Source organism: Paramagnetospirillum sp. (genome assembly GCF_058402745.1).
In genome coordinates this window covers 299,783-316,115 of sequence record NZ_JBZVFI010000015.1, presented here as the reverse complement: position 1 = coordinate 316,115, position 16,333 = coordinate 299,783, and the positions used below count along the sequence as shown (strand labels likewise).

Below are 16,333 nucleotides of genomic sequence, written 5' to 3'. Positions count from 1 at the left end.
CGGCGAAAAAGGGGGGTGCTGCCAGCGCCGGTGCGGCTTTCCGCCTAGATCTGGGGGGTGTAGAGGCGGTGCAGCAGGTCGCGCAGCAGGGTCCGCTCGGCGTCCGACAGCTGCGAGGTGATGCGCAGATCGTGCTCGGCCACCAGCCGCTTCAGCTCGGCCAGGGTCTTCTGTCCGGCCTCGGTCAGCATGATGGCGTAGGTGCGGCGATCATTGGGCGAGGGAACGCGGCTGGCCAGCCCCTTGCCCTCCAGCGCGTCGATCAGGATCACGGCGCCCGAGCGGTCGATGCCCATGGTGGCGGCCAGCGTGGTCTGGGACAGGCCGGGATTGGCGCCGATGATGGTCATGGCGGCGAATTGCGACGGGCGGATGTCCAGGGAGCCGACGGTACGGACGTAATCCTGATAGACCACCACCTGGGCGCGGCGCAGACGATAGCCGACGATGTCGTCGAGAATGTCCAGTTCCATGCCCGACAGCGACGCGGGCTGTGTCTTGACTTCCGCCCTGTCCGTCGCGGTCTTTCTGGTGCGCTTGATCGCCAAATCACCCTCTTACGACAATTGCCGGCTCAAATGTGTATTGCTTTTGCGCCGCCCACACAACTGCAATAGGAACGGCGAGGCAATACCGAAGGGCGGTCTTGTTTCATCCGGCGGGAATTTCCACATGAAGGGCGGCAGTGCTTCGCGCCGGGGCGCGGAGGTTGGGACACTCCTTCGCACAGGGGGGTAAGATGATTTCCATGGCCATTCATTCCCATCGGTACGACGCCCGGCTGGTGACACCCGTCCAGGCCTCCGAATGGCTCAATGCCGGTTGGCGCGACGTCTGGCGCAATCCCGGCCTCAGCCTCGGCTTCGGCGCGCTTTATGCCGGTATCGGCATGGTCCTGTTCGTGGTGCTCAACGCCATGGACATGGGGTCGCTGCTGTTCCCGCTGGCGGCCGGCTTCATGCTGGTCGGTCCGCTGGCGGCGGTCTTCCTCTACGAGATCAGCCGCCGGCATGAGATGGGCCAGCCTGTCGGCCTGGGGCTGGTGGTGGGCGGCGTCCGGTCCCGCCTGGACCAGATCGGCAACATGGGGCTGGTCCTGTCCATCCTGCTGATGGCCTGGCTGCTGGCCGGGCTGGTGGTGTTCGCCCTGTTCTACCCGCCGGGCATGCCGCTGCCGCTCGGCAATTTCATCGAGGACGTGGTCCTGCGCCCGGCCTCCTTCCGCTTCCTGACGGTGGGAACCCTGGTGGGCGGGGTGCTGGCGGTGATCGCCTTTTCCATCAGCGTCTTCGCCATGCCCATGCTGCTCGACCGCGACGTGGGCGTGGTCGAGGCCATGGAATTCAGCATCCAGGCGGTGCGGCTCAACTGGCGCACCATGATCGGCTGGGCGGCCACCATCGCGGTGGTGACCTTCTTCGGCATGGCCACCGCCTTCATCGGCATGGTCGTCGCCCTGCCGGTCATCGGCCATGCCAGTTGGCATGCCTATCGCGATGTGGTTGGAAGACATTGATTCCCGGCGTCACAGGCGCTCACAACTCCTTCCTGTTCGTTGGTGGATTACGGTGAGGGGACGAGGCAAGGTTGCAGTGAAGATACTGCAACCTTTTTCGTTCACAGGCCGATCATGGACCCATCGCTCAGAGAGATCATCGCCCAGGCGGTGACGGACGCCCGCAAAGGGGGGCTGGATGCGGTCGCGCAGCGTGGCGCCGCCGCCACATTGCTGGCGGCCATGATGCCGACCCTGGATTCGGATACCGTCCGGCTGATCGTCGATCAGCTCTATCCCTTCATCGCCGAGTTGGGCGCCGCCGCCTGAGGGGGCGCTAGAGCGGCGTGCGTTTAATCTGAAACATACCCGGCTTCCCTGAGGTAGTTCCAGCATTCGTCTGGGGTGTAGAGATCGCAGATATTGCCGACGGCCTTCCAGAGGTCGTCGATGGTGCGCGCGCCGATCCGTCGGAGATGAGCCTTGAGTTTGGCAAAGGCCATCTCGATTGGGTTTAGGTCTGGGCTGTATGGGGGTAGGAACAGGAACCAGGCGCCTCTCTCCTTGAGGATGGCCTTGGCCTTCTCGCTTTTATGGCTGGAGAGGTTGTCGAGGATGACGACGTCGCCCGGCTGGAGCGTCGGGGCCAGTTGGGTCTCGACGTAGACCTCGAAGGTTTGTCGGTTCATGGGGCCGTTTATGATCCAGGGTGCCGTCAGACCGTCACAGCGCAAGGCGGCGATGAAGGTTTGGGTTCCCCAGTGGCCGAATGGCGCGCGGGCCTTGAACCGTTGCCCTCGCGGTGCCCGTCCCCGCAACCGGGTCATCTTGGTGGTGGTGGCGGTCTCGTCGATGAACGCCAGCCGGTGAGGCTCCTGGCACATCCGGGGCTGGCGGTGGCTCAGCCAGGTCCGGCGCTCCGCCACCACATCATCGCGACCGGCTTCGGTGGCCAGCAGCGTTTTTTTTGACGCTGAAGCCTTGCCCGATCAGAAACCGCGAGAGTGACGCCGGGTGGGCCGTGACGCCGCATTCGGCCTTCAGCTTGGCCGCCAGTTCCGGCATCGTGATGTCGCCTTGCGCCTCCACCCAGCCGGTCAGAAGAGCGGCAAAGGCCGCCAGCTTACCACCGCCCGGCGGACGGCCTTGCCGCAAGGGCTCCAACGAACCCGTCGCCGCCATCCGTTGTGCAAGACGGACGCTGGTCGCGGCGCTCACTCCAAAATGCCGAGCCGCCGCTCGCCGCGATTCGCCGTGTTCGATCTTACCGTAAACACGGACCCGAAGATCTGATGATAGCCATTTGCCCATGATCCACCTCCAATGAGGTTGAATCACTTTTTCGCCTACAAGGGAATCCCCTGCGATTCAGATTTCAGGTCCGATGCTCTAAGCGGCGTGCGTCAAATATGAAACGCACTGTCATGCTGAGCGCAGCGAAGCATCTTTCAGCCCGAGGCGATTACCGCCTGTGCCTGAAAGACCCTTCGCCAAGGCTCAGGGTGACACTCTGTTTCTGATTTAGGGCTCACCGCTCTAAGGGATGACGATCTTGCCGGGATTCATGATGCCGGCGGGATCGATGGCGCGCTTGACGGCGCGCATGACGTCCAGCGCCTCGCCGTATTCCTCTTCCAGGAAGGCCATCTTGCCGTGGCCCACCCCGTGCTCGCCGGTGCAGGTGCCGTCCAGGGCGATGGCGCGGCGCACGATGCGGCGATTGATGCGCTCGGCCTCGACGATTTCGTCGGGCCTGGCGGGATCGACCAGCAGCATGACGTGGAAGTTGCCGTCGCCCACATGGCCGACGATGGTCGAGGTCAGGAAGGTCGACTTCAGGTCCTCCTCGGTCTCCAGCAGGCATTCGGCCAGACGCGAGATGGGGACGCAGGCGTCGGTGGTCCAGGCGCGGCAGCCGGGGCGGAGCGCCACGCCGGCGTAATAGGCGTTGTGGCGCGCCGCCCACAGCCGGGTGCGCTCCTCGGCCCCGGTGGCCCACTGGAAGCCCTCGACGCCGAATTCCGCGGCGATGGCCTCGACCTTCTCGGCCTGTTCGCGGACGCTGGCGGGGCTGCCATGGAACTCGAAGAACAGGGTGGGGGCCACCTTGTGGCTGGTCTTGGCATAGCGGTTGACCGCATCGATCATCACCTTGTCCAGGAACTCGATGCGTGCCACCGGCACGCCCGACTGGATGGTGAGGATCACGGTGTTGACCGCCGCCTCGATGGAGGGGAAGGGACAGGCCGCCGCCGAGATGGCCTCGGGAATGCCGTGCAGGCGCAGCGTCAGCTCGGTGATGATGCCCAGCGTGCCCTCCGAACCGACGAACAGGCGGGTGAGGTCGTAGCCGGCCGACGACTTGCGGGCCCGCCTGGCGGTGCGGATCACCCGGCCGTCGGGCAGCACCACCTGGAGCGACAGCACGTTCTCGCGCATGGTGCCGTAGCGCACCGCGTTGGTTCCCGACGCCCGGGTCGCCGCCATGCCGCCCAGGGAGGCGTCGGCGCCGGGATCGATGGGGAAGAACAGGCCGGTGTCGCGCAGGTATTCGTTCAGCTGCTTGCGGGTGACGCCGGGCTGGACGGTGACGTCCAGATCCTCGGGCCTGACCTCCAGCACGCCGTTCATGCCGCTGACGTCGATGCAGACGCCGCCCGACAGCGCCGCCACATGGCCTTCCAGCGAGGTGCCGGTGCCGAAGGCGATGACCGGCACCCCATGGGCGGCGCAGGCCTTGACGGTTTGCGCCACCTCCTCGGTGGACAGGGCGAAGACCACCGCCTCGGGCGGGCAGGGGGGGAAATGGGATTCGTCCTTGCCGTGCTGCTCGCACACGATCCGGGCGGTGGAGAAACGCTCGCCGAAACGGGCGGCGAGGTCGGCGACGAGATCGGCGGGAAGGGGCATGGGGGCTGGCCTCTATGGTAGGACCGCTTAAATTAAGGTTCCTTGCCGGCCCGGCGCAAGGCCAGGGCCATGCCGATTCCAGCCATGGTGGCCGTGCCCAGCACGAAGGAGGCGGCGGGCCAGCCCCAGGCGGAGACGGCGGCGCCCACCACCACCGGCCCCAGCAGCTGGCCCCAGTTGCTGCCCTGCATGTAGAGCCCCAGCGTCACCGGCACCAGGGTCAGGCGGGGCGCGTAGACCGAGGCCGAGCCCAGGATGCAGCCGGGCAGCAGGCCGGCGCAGGCGCTGACCATCAGGCACAGGCCATAGGCGGCGCCGGCCGGGACCCAGGACTGGAAGATGCCCAGGCAGCCGGCCATCATCACCGTGAAGGCGGCGGCCATCACCTTGCGCCGGGGCAGGCCCAGGCGGAGCGCCGGGCCGGAGGCCACGTTGCCGATGATGTTGACCCCGGCCACCAGGGCGGCCATCAGTCCGGCGGTGCCGGGCGAGACGCCCATGCGTTCGATCAGCAGGGTGGGCAGGAAGCCGGTGAGCGCCGCGTAGGCGGCGGAATAGGGAATGAAGGTGGCGGCCAGCAGCAGCGGCCCGGGCGCCCGCAGGGTGTCGGCCACGTCGCGCAGGATGTGGCTGTCCACCGGCCTGGGCGGTCTGGGCGGCCTGGGCATGCGCAGATGCACCAGCAGGGCGTAGAGCAGCAGCAGAACCGCCATGCCCAGCCACAATCCGCGCCAGCCGGCCAGCGGCAAAGCGGGGGCGGCGGCCATGGACACCGCCATGCCGAAGGGCATGAAGGCCCCCCACAGGCCGAAGGCCATCTGCCGCTGGGCGGGCGTGGTGAGAAGGGTGATCAGGGCCGGGGCGGCGATGACCACCAGCATGTAGCCGATACCTTCGACCACCCGGGCCGCCAGCAATCCGCCGAAGCCCGGGGCCAGGCCGCCGGCCAGGCTGCCGGCCGCCAGGATGCCGAGTCCGACGGGCAGCAGCCGGCGCGATCCCACCCGGGTGACCATGGTGCCCATGCCGGCCCCGGCCACCGCCCCCATCAGGGCGAAGATGGACAGGATCCAGGCGGCGTGGGAGAGGTCCAGGCCCATCTCGCCCCGGATGAACGGCAGGGCGATGGGCGCCTTGCCCACCTGGAAGGCGGCGGCGACCCCCGCTCCCACCGCCCCCAGGACGGCGAGCCACGAGGTGCGTTCGGGAGTCATCTACTTGGAATCGCGCTGCGTCAACGCGTCGAGCCAGGGATTGGCCCCGCCCAGCATCCGGGTCCAGGGGGCGAGCCACGCCCGGGCCATGGTGTTCCACAGGGCGAGGGGATCGCTCCAGGCCTGGGGCGACATGCCGCCCAGCAGCGCCTCGGCGGCCTGGAAGGACGGCGTGGCCGAGAGATGAATGGTCATGTGCTCGGCCGCGCCGTCGGCATCCTGGCGATGGACGATCTCCATGCGAAGGTTGGGCAGGTTGCCAACGATGCGGGTTTCGTCCTTCACCATGATCTCCTGTAACGGTTTTCCAGCGGTCTTAGCGACGAGCGTCAAATATGAGAAACGCTGTCATGCTGAGCGCCGCGAAGCATCTTTCAGCCTGAGGCGGTTGCCGCCTGTGCCCGAAAGACCCTTCGGCTGCGCCTCAGGGTGACAACACGTCTCGGATTTAGCACTCGATGCTTCAGTTCTTGATGGTCTTGCGGCAAGCCGTGGCGGCCCGGCGGCAGGCCTCGGCGCATTCCTTGAGGCGCACGTCCTCCTTGGCCAGCTTCTCGCAGGCGCTGGCGCATTTGTCGGACACCTCGGCGGCCACCTGGCAGGTGAGGTGGTGCAGGCGCGACGAACGCAGCATGAAGTCGGCGGCGGTCTCGTTGATGTCGGCGCAGTCGAGCAGCAGCTGGATCAGTTCCCATTCGGCGGCCGCGCCGCCCTGCTGCATGCCGTGGATCACGGATTCGGTGCAGGCCCGGTGCGCCTGTTCACAGGCGTCGATGCAATCGGACAAAGGCATTTTGCGTTTCTCCCCTGTACGGGCCGGACGAGTCCGGCCCGTTTCCTTGGTAGCCCCGGCGGGGCGGAGCGTCAATCCGCGTAATCGTACTTGCCGCCCTTCCAAACATACATGACGTAGCCGGGAGCGGCGACGTCACCCTTGGCGTCGAAGCCGATCTTGCCGATGGCGGTGTCGAACTTCTCGGCCTTGAGCACGGCGGCCACCTTCTTCCAGTCGGTGGACTTGGCCTTCTCGGCGGCCTGGGCCCAGGCCTGGATGGTGCCGTAGGTGTACAGCGTATAGGCCTCGGGCTCGTATTTCTGGGCGCGGTAGTACTTGACCAGCTCGGCGTTGGCCGGGTTCTTGCGCGGATCGGGGCTGAAGGTCATCAGCGTGCCCTCGCCGGCGGCCCCGGTGATGGCCCAGTATTCCTCGGTCACCAGGGCGTCGCCGCCCATCAGCCGGGTCTGCATCCCCTGGTCGCGCAGCTGGCGGACGATCAGGCCCGCCTCGGTCTTGTAGCCGCCGAAATACAGCAGATCGACCTTGGCCGCCTTCAGCTTGGTGACCAGGGCGGAATAGTCCTTCTCGCCGGCCGAGATGGCCTCGTAGACGGTGTCCTTGATGCCGGCCTTGGCCAGGGCGTCACGGGTCTGATCGGCCAGTCCCTTGCCGTAGGCCGACTTGTCGTGGACGATGGCCACCACCTTGCCCTTCATGTGCTTGGCGATGTACTCGGCGGCGATGACGCCCTGCTGGTCGTCGCGGCCGCAGGTGCGGAACACGTTGGGCAGGCCGCGCTCGGTGAACTTGGGGTTGGTCGAGGCCGGCGAGATCTGCAGGATGCCGGTCTCGGCATAGACCTCGGACGCCGGAATGGACGAGCCCGAGCAGAAATGCCCGGCGACGAAGGGCACCTTCTTGGCGGCCATCTCGTTGGCCACCGCCACCGCCTGCTTGGGGTCGCAGGCGTCGTCGCCCATGGCCAGGGCCAGCTTCTGGCCCAGCACGCCGCCCTTGGCGTTGATGTCCTCGATGGCCTTCATGGCGCCGCGCTTGAACTGCTCGCCGAAGGCCGCCTCGCTGCCCGACAGCGGCCCGGCCACGCCGATGGTGATGTCGGCCCGCGCCGCGCCGGCCGCCAGCAGCGCCGCCGCCAAGGTGATCCCCGTAATCCCGATCCTGCCCATGTTCGGCTCCTCCCTGACAATGAAAGTGATGGGTCCAGTCTACCAGCGGATCAGCCGTGCGCCACAGCGGAATTCGAGTGGAGGAATTGCTTGAAAAGCGATATCGCTTCGATATATAAAAACATCCGGCGCCGGTTCGTGGCGCCGCCCGGATGCGGAGTAGGATCAATGTCGGACGAAACTGAGATCAAGGCCCCAGCCAAGCCCAAGGCCAAGGCCAAGGCCAAGGCAGCGGCAAAGCCCAAGGTTGTGAAGGCCAAGCCGGAAATCCCCGGTGCCGCGCCCGTCATCGCCTCGCCCGAGGCTCCGGCGCCCGCCGAGGCTCCGGCGCCCAAGGAGGAAAAGTCCAAGGACGACAGGAAGGACGCCAAGCCCAAGAAGGAAAAGAAGGAGAAGAAGGACAAGAAGGGCAAGAAGAAGGAAAAGCGCAAGAAGGAGGCGGTGATCATCCGCTTCGAGGACGCCCAGCTGCCCCAGATCGACGCCAAGGCCGAGGCGCTGGGCCTGTCGCGGGCCGCCTGGGTGCGCATGGTGGTGGCCCAGGCCCTGGGCAAGGGCTGACCGACGCCTTCACCTCGTGTGCGGGCAGGATGCCCGCGCTCCGGATACGGCGACGTTCCCCGGAGCGCGGCCGTCCCGGCCGCATGCCGGACAAAGGTGGCGGGCGTCAGGCCGGCGGCCGGACCGGCAGGGATGCGGGCCGCTTGCCGGCCCGCAGGAACTCGGTCAGTTCCTCGGCCGGCATGGGATGGGCGAACAGGAAGCCCTGGACCATGTCGCAATCGTACTTGACCAGATGCTCCAGCTGTTCCTGGCTTTCGATGCCGGGGGCGACGACCGACAGATGGAGGCCGCGCGCCACCGCGACGATGGCGGTGACGATCTCGGATTCCTCGGCCCCCGAGGCGGCGTCGCGCACGAAGCTCTGGTCGATCTTGAGGGTGTTGCTGGGCAGCTTGCGCAGGAACGAGAAGGAGGAGTAGCCCGAGCCGAAGGCGTCGATGGCCATGCGCACGCCCAGCGTCTTGAACTGGGTGAAGATGGCGTCCACGTCCTGGCCCTTGTCGATGATCGTGCTTTCCGGCACGTCCAGTTCCAGGGCGCCCGGGGGCAGGGCGCTGCTCTCCAGGGCGGCGGCGATGTCCTCGATCAGCTCGGGGGCGCGCAGCTGGCGCAGGCTGAGGTTGATGCCCACCTTGAGGCCGCCATGACCGGCATCCAGCCAGGACTTGGCCTGGCGGCAGGCCTCCTCCAGCACGAAGCGGCCCACCGGCAGGATCAGGCCGGTTTCCTCGGCCAGCGGCAGGAACTGGTTGGGCATGATCAGGCCGAAATCGGGATGGCGCCAGCGCAGCAGGGCCTCGACCGCCACCACGTCTCCGCTGCGGGCGTCGAAGATGGGCTGGTAGTGCAGCAGGAACTCGCGGCGTTCCACCGCGTGGCGAAGGGCGCTTTCCAGGGCCAGGCGCTCGAAGGCCAGGGCGTTGACGGTCTCGGAATGGAAACGGCAGGCGTTGCGGCCCTGGTGCTTGGCCCGGTACATGGCGGCGTCGGCCAGCTTGATCAGGGTCTGGGCGTCGCCGCCATCGGACGGGTACAGCGCCACGCCGATGGAGGACGAGATGCGCGCCTCGTGGCCCTGCAGGTCGAAGGGTTCGGCCAGCAGGGACAGGATCTTGTGGGCGACCACGGCACCGTCGCGGGGCTCGCCGATCTCTTCCAGGATGACGGTGAACTCGTCGCCGGCCAGCCGCGCCACGGTGTCGCCCTGGCGCACGCATGAGGTCAGGCGCTCGGCCACCTGCTGCAGCAGGATGTCGCCGGCCAGATGGCCCAGGGTGTCGTTGACCTGCTTGAAGAAGTCGAGATCGATGAACAGCAGGGCGACGATGGACTGGTTGCGGTGGGCGCGGGTCAGCGCGCGCGACAGGCGCTCCTGGAACAGGGTGCGGTTGGGCAGCCGGGTCAGCGGGTCGTGGTTGGCGGCATAGCTGAGCCGCTCCTCGTCCTGCTTGCGGGACGTGATGTCCGAGAACACCGCCACGTAATTGGTCAGTTCGCCACGCTCGTTGCGCACCACCGAGATGTTCAGCCACTCGGCGAACATCTCGCCGGTCTTGCGGCGGTTCCAGATTTCGCCCTGCCACTTGCCGCTCTCGGCCAGGGTCTTGAAGATGACGTCGTAGAATTCCGGCGGATGGCGGCCCGAGGCGAGGAAGCGCGGGGTACGGCCGATCACCTCGTCGGCGGGATAGCCGGTCAGCTCGGTGAAGGCCGGATTGACGTGGATGATGCGGCGCTTCTCGTCGGTGACGAACAGGCCTTCGCCGGTGCTCTCGAACACCGTCGCGGCCAGGCGCATGTGGTCTTCCAGGCGTTTGCGCTCGGTGACGTCCTCCACCACCGCCACGGTGAAGCGCGTCTCGTTGTCCGGCCCCTCTCGCATGGCGGTGACGGTCAGCCTGGCCCAAAGGATGGCGCCGTCCCGCCGGATGTAGCGCTTGGTCAGCTCGTAGCTGTCGATGCGCCCGGCCATCATGTCGTCGCGCATCTGCCTATGCGCGTCCATGTCGTCGGGATGGGTGATGTCCCGGTAGGTCATGGCCTGCAATTCGGCATCGGAATAGCCGACCATGGTGCAGAAGGCGGGATTGCAATGGATGTAGCTGCCATCGGCATCGGACAGGATGACCCCGGTGCCGGCATTGTCGAACAGGGCGCGGAAGCGGGACTCGCTCAGGCGTAACGCGGCGTCGGCGGCGGAGCGGCCGATGGCATAGCGGATGGCGCGGCGCACCAGTTCGCCGTCGCCCTGGCCCTTGACCAGATAGTCCTGGGCCCCCTGGCGCAGCGCTTCGAGCGCCAGCGCCTCGTCCGAGGTGCCGGTCAGCACCACCACCGGGACCGAGGGGCTGGCGGTGCGCAAGCGGGCCAGGCTGTCCATGCCGAAGGAATCGGGCAGCGACAGGTCGAGGAGCACCACGTCGATGGGTTGGGCCTGCAGGGCGGCCAGACCCTCGGACAGCCGGGCGGCCTTCACCACCTTGAACGGGCGGGCGGGATCCTCGTGGAGGTAAAGCTCGACCAGGCGGGCGTCGCCCGGATTGTCCTCGACGACGAGGACGGTCAGAACGGTTGGAAGGGATGGAGTTCCGCTCATGGCGTGGTGCTCAGCGCGGCGGCAGCGTGACCACCGAGCACCAATATTCCTCTATGGATCTGACGACAGAGATGAAGCGGTCCAGGTCGACCGGCTTGGTGATGTAGCAATTGGCGTGCAGGTCGTAGCTGCGCAGGATGTCCTGCTCGGCCTGCGAGGTGGTCAGCACCACCACGGGAATGCGGCGCAGATCCTCGTCCGCCTTCAGCTCGGCCAGGACCTGACGGCCGTCCTTGCGGGGCAGGTTGAGGTCCAGGAGAATCAGGTTGGGGCGCGGCGAGCCGGCGTACTGGCCTTCGCGGCGCAGGAACGACATGGCCTCCACACCATCGACCACCACCTTGAGACGGCTGGTCATGCGCCCTTCCTTCAGGGCTTCCTGGGCGAGGCGGGCATCGCCCGGATTGTCCTCGACCAACAGGATTTCGAAAGCTTCCGATGCGCTGCGCAGGGTCAAGACCGACTCCCCCTCATCCCGCCAACCGGGGTCCGGAAAAACTATATTACGGGTTTAGCCGTATGAAAACCGGCTTGCGCGCAAAATGTGACGTTTGCCAGGATTATTTCTCGGGGAGTACGACGGAGGCCCGGTTGATAATCCCCGGACACCTCATCACCTTAAGCTTGATCGAGGGGGCTGGGCAAAGCGGGAGGATTCCATGGGACGGACACTGTTTATCGCGGTCTTGGGGCTGGGGCTGGCGACCGGACAGGCGCTGGCCGCCGAGCTGGTGATTCCGGTCAACGCCATCGACGCCAACGGAATCGGAGCCGGAATCGGCACCGTCACGGTCAGGGACGGCAAGGGCGGCCTGATGGTCAAGCCCAGGCTGTCCGGGCTGACCCCCGGGCCGCACGGCTTCCACATTCACGAAAATCCCAGCTGCCAGCCCAAGGAGCAGGACGGCAAGATGGTGCCCGGCCTCGCCGCCGGGGGCCATTACGATCCGGCCAAGGCGGGCAAGCACGAAGGTCCCTGGGGGCATGGCCATCTGGGCGACCTGCCGGCGCTGGCGGTCAATGGCGACGGCACCGCCACGGATGCGCTGACCGCTCCCAAGCTCAAGGTGGCCGACCTCAAGGGCCGGGCCATCGTCATCCATGCGGGCGCGGACAATTACGCCGACCAGCCCAAGCCCCTGGGCGGCGGCGGCGGTCGGGTGGCCTGTGGCGTGGTTCCCGCCAAATGATGGCGAGGCGGCCGGGGGTCAGATGATCTCCTCGCCCTCGTGGCAATAGGCGCGCAACGCCGGAATGTCGGCGATCGACACGGCGTTGCCGTCCACCACCACGCCATGGCCCTTGAGATGGGCGAAGGCGCGCGACAGGGTTTCCGGCCGGACGCCGACCCTTGCGGCGATGACGCTCTTCGAGTGGGGCAGCCGCACGATGGTCGAGCCCTCGCGCTTGGCGGTCAGGCCGATCAGGTAGAGCGCCAGGCGCTGGGCCGCCGATTTCAGCTTCAGGTCCTTGACCTCGCGCACCAGGGAGCGGAAGTGCCGCGACAGTGACGTCACCATGACGTAGGCCAAGTCGGGCCTTTCACGCACGTCGCGGCGGAAGCGCTCGCCCGGCAGCGACAGGATGCGCGACGGCGCCAGTGCCACGGCGCTCATCAGGAACGGTTTCTCGGTCAGCACCGCCGCCGGGATGAACATCTCGCCGGCCTTGAGGATCTCCACCATGGTCTCGCCGCCGTCGGCGATGGTGCCGGTCAGCCCCACCTGACCGTCCAGGACGACGCGCAGGGCGTCGGGAATGTCGCCCTGGCGGAAGATGATGTCGTTGCGGGCGTATTTGGTGACCGCGGCCTCGACGGTGATTTCGGCCAGCACGGCCGGGCTCAGGTCGCAGAACAGCGGCAGGCGGGCAACCGCCGCCAGATCCTCCGGCCGCAATTTGTGTCCTTCAGAGGTGGTGCCGCCCCGTTGTTGTGCGTTCATGTCCATACCGGCAAATTCCCACTAATCGCCCATCAGAATGCGAAATAACAGGGCCGCGACACTTGACCTCGGTCAATTGGCGGAGAAAACAGTGGGGATCTGCCAGGGAAAAGGTACGAATACGTCTTATTTGATCTGGACAAATTCGTATGATGCACTGCATTCAGCGGTGCTTTATCAGGTCTTCTACTGAGAGGGCCATAGCCAGGCGGCGCCGCGAACGCCCGATGAATCGCCGTGAACCGGCGGGCGCAGCAGAGTGTCCACATGGTCCGAGAAGACGAAATCCCGCCACAGGGCGGGAACGGCGCGGTAAAGGCGGTCCAGCTTGGACAGGCCGCCGCCCAGCACGATGACGTGGGGATCGATGACGTTGATCACGGCGGCCAGGGCGCGGGCCAGGCGGTGCTCGTAGCGGCGAAGGGCCGCCTCGGCGGACGGGCCGTCCGCCGCCGCCACCTGTTCGGCGGTCAGGCCTTCGCCATGATCGCGGGCGAGGCCGGGGCCGGACAGGAAGGTTTCGATGCAGCCCGCGCGGCCGCAATAGCAGGCGGGGCCGGGGCGTTCTTCATCCTGGGGCCAGGGCAGGGGATTGTGCCCCCATTCCCCGGCGATGGAGTTGGGGCCGGCCAGCAGGCGGCCGTGGGCGACGATGCCGCCGCCCACCCCGGTGCCCAGGATGACCCCGAACACCGTGGCGAAGCCGGCTCCGGCGCCGTCGGTGGCCTCGGACAGGGCGAAGCAATCGGCGTCGTTGGCCAGCCGCACCGGCCGGCCCAGGGCGGCTTCCAGGTCGCGGTCCAGCGGCTTGCCGATCAGCCAGGTGGAATTGGCGTTCTTGACCAGTCCGGTACGCGGGCTGACGGTGCCGGGGATGCCGATGCCGACGCTGCCGCCGGCGCCCAGGGCGGCCTCCAGTCCCTCGACCAGATCCTTGATGGTGGCGATGGTGCCGTCATAGCTGTCCCGGGCGGTGGCCACCCGGCGGCGGGCCAGTTCCCGCCCGCCGGGACCGAGGGCGATGGCCTCGGTCTTGGTGCCGCCGAGGTCGATGCCGATGCGGAGATTCACGGCAAGGCTTGGGGATGCCAGGGCACCAGCGCCCACATCACCGCGAAGCCCGCCACGTAGGCCAGAGCCACGTGCCAGCCGTGCTTCAGCCACTGCACCACCGACTTGGCCTCGGGGTACATGTTGGACAGCGCCACGCCCGCCGACGAGCCGAACCAGATCATGGAACCGCCGAAGCCCACGGCATAGGCCAGGTAGCCCCAGTCATAGCCGCCCTGCTTGATGGCGAGCGCCGTCAGCGGAATGTTGTCGAACACCGCCGAGACGAAGCCCAGTTGCAGCGCGGTGAAGGCCGAGGCCGGGGGCAGTTGCTCCACCGGCATCATGGAGGCGCACAGCACCAGCGACAGCAGGAACACCGAGCCCTTGGCGGTTTCCGGCAGAATCTCCCAGTCGGGGCGCCGCCGGGTGACGGAGGCCAGGATGGCCACCCAGACCGCCGCGCCGAGGAAGGGGAAGGCATTGGCCAGATGGTTGAAATGGGTGTTGACCACCAGGTTGGTGACCACCGCCGAGACCAGGATCAGCGCCACGATGCCTACCCGGCCCCAATCGGCGTGGGTGTGGGCGTGGGTGGTCTTCAGGATGGGGGAATAGGCGTGCTGCTGCTTGGCGCCGATCACGCCGATGATCAGCAGCGACACGCCGGCGGCCACATAGGCATCGAGAACCTGGAGCGGCGACACCCCGGCGATCCACAGCATGGTGGTGGTGGTGTCGCCCACCACCGAGCCCGCGCCCCCGGCATTGGAGGCGGCGACGATGGCGGCCAGGAAACCCACGTGCACCTTGGCGCGGAACAGCTGGTGGGCCATGGCGCCGCCGATCAGGGCGGCGGCGATGTTGTCGAGGAAGCTGGACAGCACGAACACCATCACCAGCATGACGAAGCCGCCCTTCCAGTCGTTGGGCAGGTACTTGGGCAGCAGGACGGGGATGTGGCTCTTCTCGAAATGCCGCGACAGCAGGGCGAAGCCCATCAGCAGGCCGAACAGGTTGGCGACGGTCACCCATTCGTGGCCGAGATGGGCGGCGAAGCCCGCCAGTCCCGGACCGGCCTTGAAGCCGGTGACGGCGATCTTGTACAGCGAGATGGTCCCCAGCCCGGCAAGGCCGACATACAGGGTGTGGTTGTGCAAGAGCGCCACGCCCAGCAGCGTCGCCGCGAACAGCACGAATTCGAGGGGAATGCCAAAGAGTGTCATGAAGCCGCCATCCCTGTTGCCGTGCCGGGAATTTCTCCCGATTTCCCACGACCATAGCGTCTTGGCGGCGGGAAATCGACGGCAAGCGCGCGGATTTCGGAAATCCGAAAAGGAGGGTCAGACGATCAGGATCGCCACCTGCTTGCAGGCGGGATTGACGGCAATCACCCGCCAGCCGATGCCGTGGACGGCGGCGAATTCGCCGAAGGCGCGGTATTCGTCGTCCTTCCAGGTGCGGTTGCCGATGAATTCGTCGAAGACCAGCACGGTTCCCGGCCCGATGCGCCCGGCCAGGCCGTTCAGCACCGTGCGGGCCGAGGAATAGATGTCGCTGTCGATATTGGCGAGGCGGAGCGGACCGGAATGGCCGTCCAGGAAGGCGGGCAGGGTGTCCTCGAACCAGCCGGGATGCAGTCGGGCGTTGTCGCCCACCTCGGGCAGGGCGCCGCCGGTGGTCAGTACGCCGGCATGGGTGGCGCCCCAGACCTCGGGCAATCCCTCGAAGGAATCGAAGCCGTGGACCTCCTGCCCGGCATGGGCGGCCAGCACCGCCAGCGAGGCGCCGCGCCGCACGCCGAATTCCAGCACCAGTCCGGGCCTGCGCGCCTGATCCAGCGCCCAGGCCAGCAGGGCGGCGCTCATGCCGAACAGCCGCCAGCCCTCGGCCAGATGGGGAACCAGGGCGGCGGCGGACTCCACCACATGGGCATGCTTGGGGCCGGACAGGCGCGGCCTGCGCCCGGCCAGCACGTCATGGGCCGCCGCCATGGCCTCGTAGCGGCCGTTGGCCTTGGGGCAGGCGGCGGCCCGCTCCAGGCGGCGCAGGGCTTCGTCCCGACCCAGCAGGTCCAGGGCCGGGCCGTGGCTGCCGTACCACGCGGCGGCCCAATCGGGGGCTTCGGCGATCAGCCGGTCCCAGGCCTCCAGGGCCGGGGCGGCCTCGCCCATGGCGTTCAGGCTCATGGCCCGCTCGTAGAGCATCTGCCGCGACGGGGCGGCGGAGGAATCCACCAGCCGGACGCAGTCGCGGAAGCGGGCGTCGCGGCGATGGGCGCCGGCCAGCACCTCGTCCCGTGGACCGGATGGCGCCATCGCTTCCAGCAGGGCGATGGCGGCGCCGGGATCGTTGGCCAGCAGACGGGCGCGGGCCAGCAGCAGGGTCAGGGCATCATCGCCGGGGGCGTCGGCCAGCGCCCGGGTAAGGTGGACGAGGGCGGCCCCGGCTTCCTTGCGGCCCAGCCGGGTGGCGCCCAGCAGGGCGTCGAGGCCGGGCGTGCCCTCCGGCAACGGCACCAGCAGCTTCAGAGCCGCGTCGAACCGACCGGCGGCGACCAGCCCGGCGGCCTGGGTGAGGATATGGCGGCTCACCT

General features: G+C 67.4%; 17 protein-coding genes. 4 read left to right on the top strand and 13 right to left on the bottom strand.

Features of this window, described 5'->3' with window-relative positions:
• Window positions 1–44: 44 nt before the first annotated feature.
• Window positions 45–548 carry a MarR family winged helix-turn-helix transcriptional regulator gene (locus ACV4UZ_RS13540; protein WP_491599972.1) on the bottom strand — a complete coding sequence of 168 codons (504 nt, stop codon included), beginning with the start codon at window positions 546–548 and terminating at the stop codon, window positions 45–47.
• Window positions 549–748: 200 nt separating this feature from the next.
• Between ACV4UZ_RS13540 and ACV4UZ_RS13535 the strand changes: the two genes are divergently transcribed.
• A complete protein-coding gene (locus ACV4UZ_RS13535; RefSeq protein WP_491599971.1) occupies window positions 749–1,516 on the top strand; it encodes a DUF2189 domain-containing protein in 768 nt (255 codons plus the stop codon).
• Window positions 1,517–1,630: 114 nt separating this feature from the next.
• Window positions 1,631–1,825 (top strand): hypothetical protein, encoded by a 195-nt coding sequence (locus ACV4UZ_RS13530; RefSeq protein WP_491599970.1) that lies wholly within the window; start codon window positions 1,631–1,633, stop codon window positions 1,823–1,825.
• Between the two features lie 23 nt (window positions 1,826–1,848).
• Here ACV4UZ_RS13530 and ACV4UZ_RS13525 read toward each other — a convergent pair.
• From ACV4UZ_RS13525 to ACV4UZ_RS13500, 6 genes are all read right to left on the bottom strand, one after another.
• Window positions 1,849–2,806 (bottom strand): IS630 family transposase gene (locus tag ACV4UZ_RS13525; protein WP_491599710.1). Its coding sequence is split into 2 segments (ribosomal slippage): window positions 1,849–2,476 and window positions 2,475–2,806, totalling 960 coding nucleotides; the frame shifts between segments, so codons are not numbered across the junction.
• A gap of 225 nt (window positions 2,807–3,031) precedes the next feature.
• A complete protein-coding gene (locus tag ACV4UZ_RS13520; RefSeq protein ID WP_491599969.1) occupies window positions 3,032–4,405 on the bottom strand; it encodes an FAD-binding oxidoreductase in 1,374 nt (457 codons plus the stop codon).
• A 32-nt stretch (window positions 4,406–4,437) separates the two neighbouring features.
• Window positions 4,438–5,619: an MFS transporter gene (locus tag ACV4UZ_RS13515; RefSeq protein WP_491599968.1), complete on the bottom strand. Its 1,182-nt coding sequence runs from the start codon at window positions 5,617–5,619 to the stop codon at window positions 4,438–4,440.
• On the bottom strand, window positions 5,620–5,907 hold the full coding sequence (locus ACV4UZ_RS13510) for a hypothetical protein (RefSeq protein WP_491599967.1): 288 nt from the start codon (window positions 5,905–5,907) through the stop codon (window positions 5,620–5,622).
• A 175-nt stretch (window positions 5,908–6,082) separates the two neighbouring features.
• Window positions 6,083–6,412, bottom strand: coding sequence for a four-helix bundle copper-binding protein (locus ACV4UZ_RS13505; RefSeq protein ID WP_491599966.1), 330 nt, complete (start codon window positions 6,410–6,412; stop codon window positions 6,083–6,085).
• Window positions 6,413–6,483: 71 nt separating this feature from the next.
• Window positions 6,484–7,584, bottom strand: coding sequence for a branched-chain amino acid ABC transporter substrate-binding protein (locus ACV4UZ_RS13500; protein ID WP_491601330.1), 1,101 nt, complete (start codon window positions 7,582–7,584; stop codon window positions 6,484–6,486).
• Window positions 7,585–7,752: 168 nt separating this feature from the next.
• Between ACV4UZ_RS13500 and ACV4UZ_RS13495 the strand changes: the two genes are divergently transcribed.
• A complete protein-coding gene (locus ACV4UZ_RS13495) occupies window positions 7,753–8,145 on the top strand; it encodes a hypothetical protein (RefSeq protein WP_491601329.1) in 393 nt (130 codons plus the stop codon).
• A gap of 106 nt (window positions 8,146–8,251) precedes the next feature.
• On the opposite strand, the gene ACV4UZ_RS13490 is transcribed toward ACV4UZ_RS13495, so the two are convergent.
• Together ACV4UZ_RS13490 and ACV4UZ_RS13485 are read right to left on the bottom strand one after the other, a co-directional pair.
• Window positions 8,252–10,744 carry a putative bifunctional diguanylate cyclase/phosphodiesterase gene (locus ACV4UZ_RS13490; protein ID WP_491601328.1) on the bottom strand — a complete coding sequence of 831 codons (2,493 nt, stop codon included), beginning with the start codon at window positions 10,742–10,744 and terminating at the stop codon, window positions 8,252–8,254.
• Between the two features lie 10 nt (window positions 10,745–10,754).
• Window positions 10,755–11,201, bottom strand: a complete 447-nt coding sequence (locus ACV4UZ_RS13485; RefSeq protein ID WP_491601327.1) for a response regulator — start codon at window positions 11,199–11,201, stop codon at window positions 10,755–10,757.
• Between the two features lie 202 nt (window positions 11,202–11,403).
• Between ACV4UZ_RS13485 and sodC the strand changes: the two genes are divergently transcribed.
• On the top strand, window positions 11,404–11,934 hold the full coding sequence (sodC, locus tag ACV4UZ_RS13480; RefSeq protein ID WP_491601326.1) for a superoxide dismutase [Cu-Zn] SodC: 531 nt from the start codon (window positions 11,404–11,406) through the stop codon (window positions 11,932–11,934).
• An 18-nt stretch (window positions 11,935–11,952) separates the two neighbouring features.
• Here the strand turns inward: sodC and ACV4UZ_RS13475 are convergent, their stop codons facing one another.
• From ACV4UZ_RS13475 to ACV4UZ_RS13460, 4 genes are all read right to left on the bottom strand, one after another.
• On the bottom strand, window positions 11,953–12,687 hold the full coding sequence (locus ACV4UZ_RS13475; RefSeq protein WP_491601325.1) for a cyclic nucleotide-binding domain-containing protein: 735 nt from the start codon (window positions 12,685–12,687) through the stop codon (window positions 11,953–11,955).
• 186 nt (window positions 12,688–12,873) lie between these two features.
• Window positions 12,874–13,758, bottom strand: a complete 885-nt coding sequence (locus ACV4UZ_RS13470; protein WP_491601324.1) for an ROK family protein — start codon at window positions 13,756–13,758, stop codon at window positions 12,874–12,876.
• On the bottom strand, window positions 13,755–14,963 hold the full coding sequence (locus tag ACV4UZ_RS13465) for a citrate transporter (RefSeq protein WP_491601323.1): 1,209 nt from the start codon (window positions 14,961–14,963) through the stop codon (window positions 13,755–13,757). The genes ACV4UZ_RS13470 and ACV4UZ_RS13465 overlap by 4 nt, the downstream gene beginning before the upstream one ends.
• Before the next feature lie 117 nt (window positions 14,964–15,080).
• Window positions 15,081–16,331, bottom strand: coding sequence for a TylF/MycF/NovP-related O-methyltransferase (locus ACV4UZ_RS13460; protein ID WP_491601322.1), 1,251 nt, complete (start codon window positions 16,329–16,331; stop codon window positions 15,081–15,083).
• Window positions 16,332–16,333 lie beyond the last annotated feature (2 nt).

Bases quoted from the DNA above. Each gene is read 5' to 3' on its own strand.
- ACV4UZ_RS13535 (WP_491599971.1), top strand. From the start codon at position 749: ATGGCCATTCATTCCCATCGGTACGACGCCCGGCTGGTGACACCCGTC.
- ACV4UZ_RS13530 (WP_491599970.1), top strand. From the start codon at position 1,631: ATGGACCCATCGCTCAGAGAGATCATCGCCCAGGCGGTGACGGACGCC.
- ACV4UZ_RS13520 (WP_491599969.1), bottom strand. From the start codon at position 4,405: ATGCCCCTTCCCGCCGATCTCGTCGCCGACCTCGCCGCCCGTTTCGGC.
- ACV4UZ_RS13515 (WP_491599968.1), bottom strand. From the start codon at position 5,619: ATGACTCCCGAACGCACCTCGTGGCTCGCCGTCCTGGGGGCGGTGGGA.
- ACV4UZ_RS13510 (WP_491599967.1), bottom strand. From the start codon at position 5,907: ATGGTGAAGGACGAAACCCGCATCGTTGGCAACCTGCCCAACCTTCGC.
- ACV4UZ_RS13505 (WP_491599966.1), bottom strand. From the start codon at position 6,412: ATGCCTTTGTCCGATTGCATCGACGCCTGTGAACAGGCGCACCGGGCC.
- ACV4UZ_RS13500 (WP_491601330.1), bottom strand. From the start codon at position 7,584: ATGGGCAGGATCGGGATTACGGGGATCACCTTGGCGGCGGCGCTGCTG.
- ACV4UZ_RS13495 (WP_491601329.1), top strand. From the start codon at position 7,753: ATGTCGGACGAAACTGAGATCAAGGCCCCAGCCAAGCCCAAGGCCAAG.
- ACV4UZ_RS13490 (WP_491601328.1), bottom strand. From the start codon at position 10,744: ATGAGCGGAACTCCATCCCTTCCAACCGTTCTGACCGTCCTCGTCGTC.
- sodC (WP_491601326.1), top strand. From the start codon at position 11,404: ATGGGACGGACACTGTTTATCGCGGTCTTGGGGCTGGGGCTGGCGACC.
- ACV4UZ_RS13475 (WP_491601325.1), bottom strand. From the start codon at position 12,687: ATGAACGCACAACAACGGGGCGGCACCACCTCTGAAGGACACAAATTG.
- ACV4UZ_RS13465 (WP_491601323.1), bottom strand. From the start codon at position 14,963: ATGACACTCTTTGGCATTCCCCTCGAATTCGTGCTGTTCGCGGCGACG.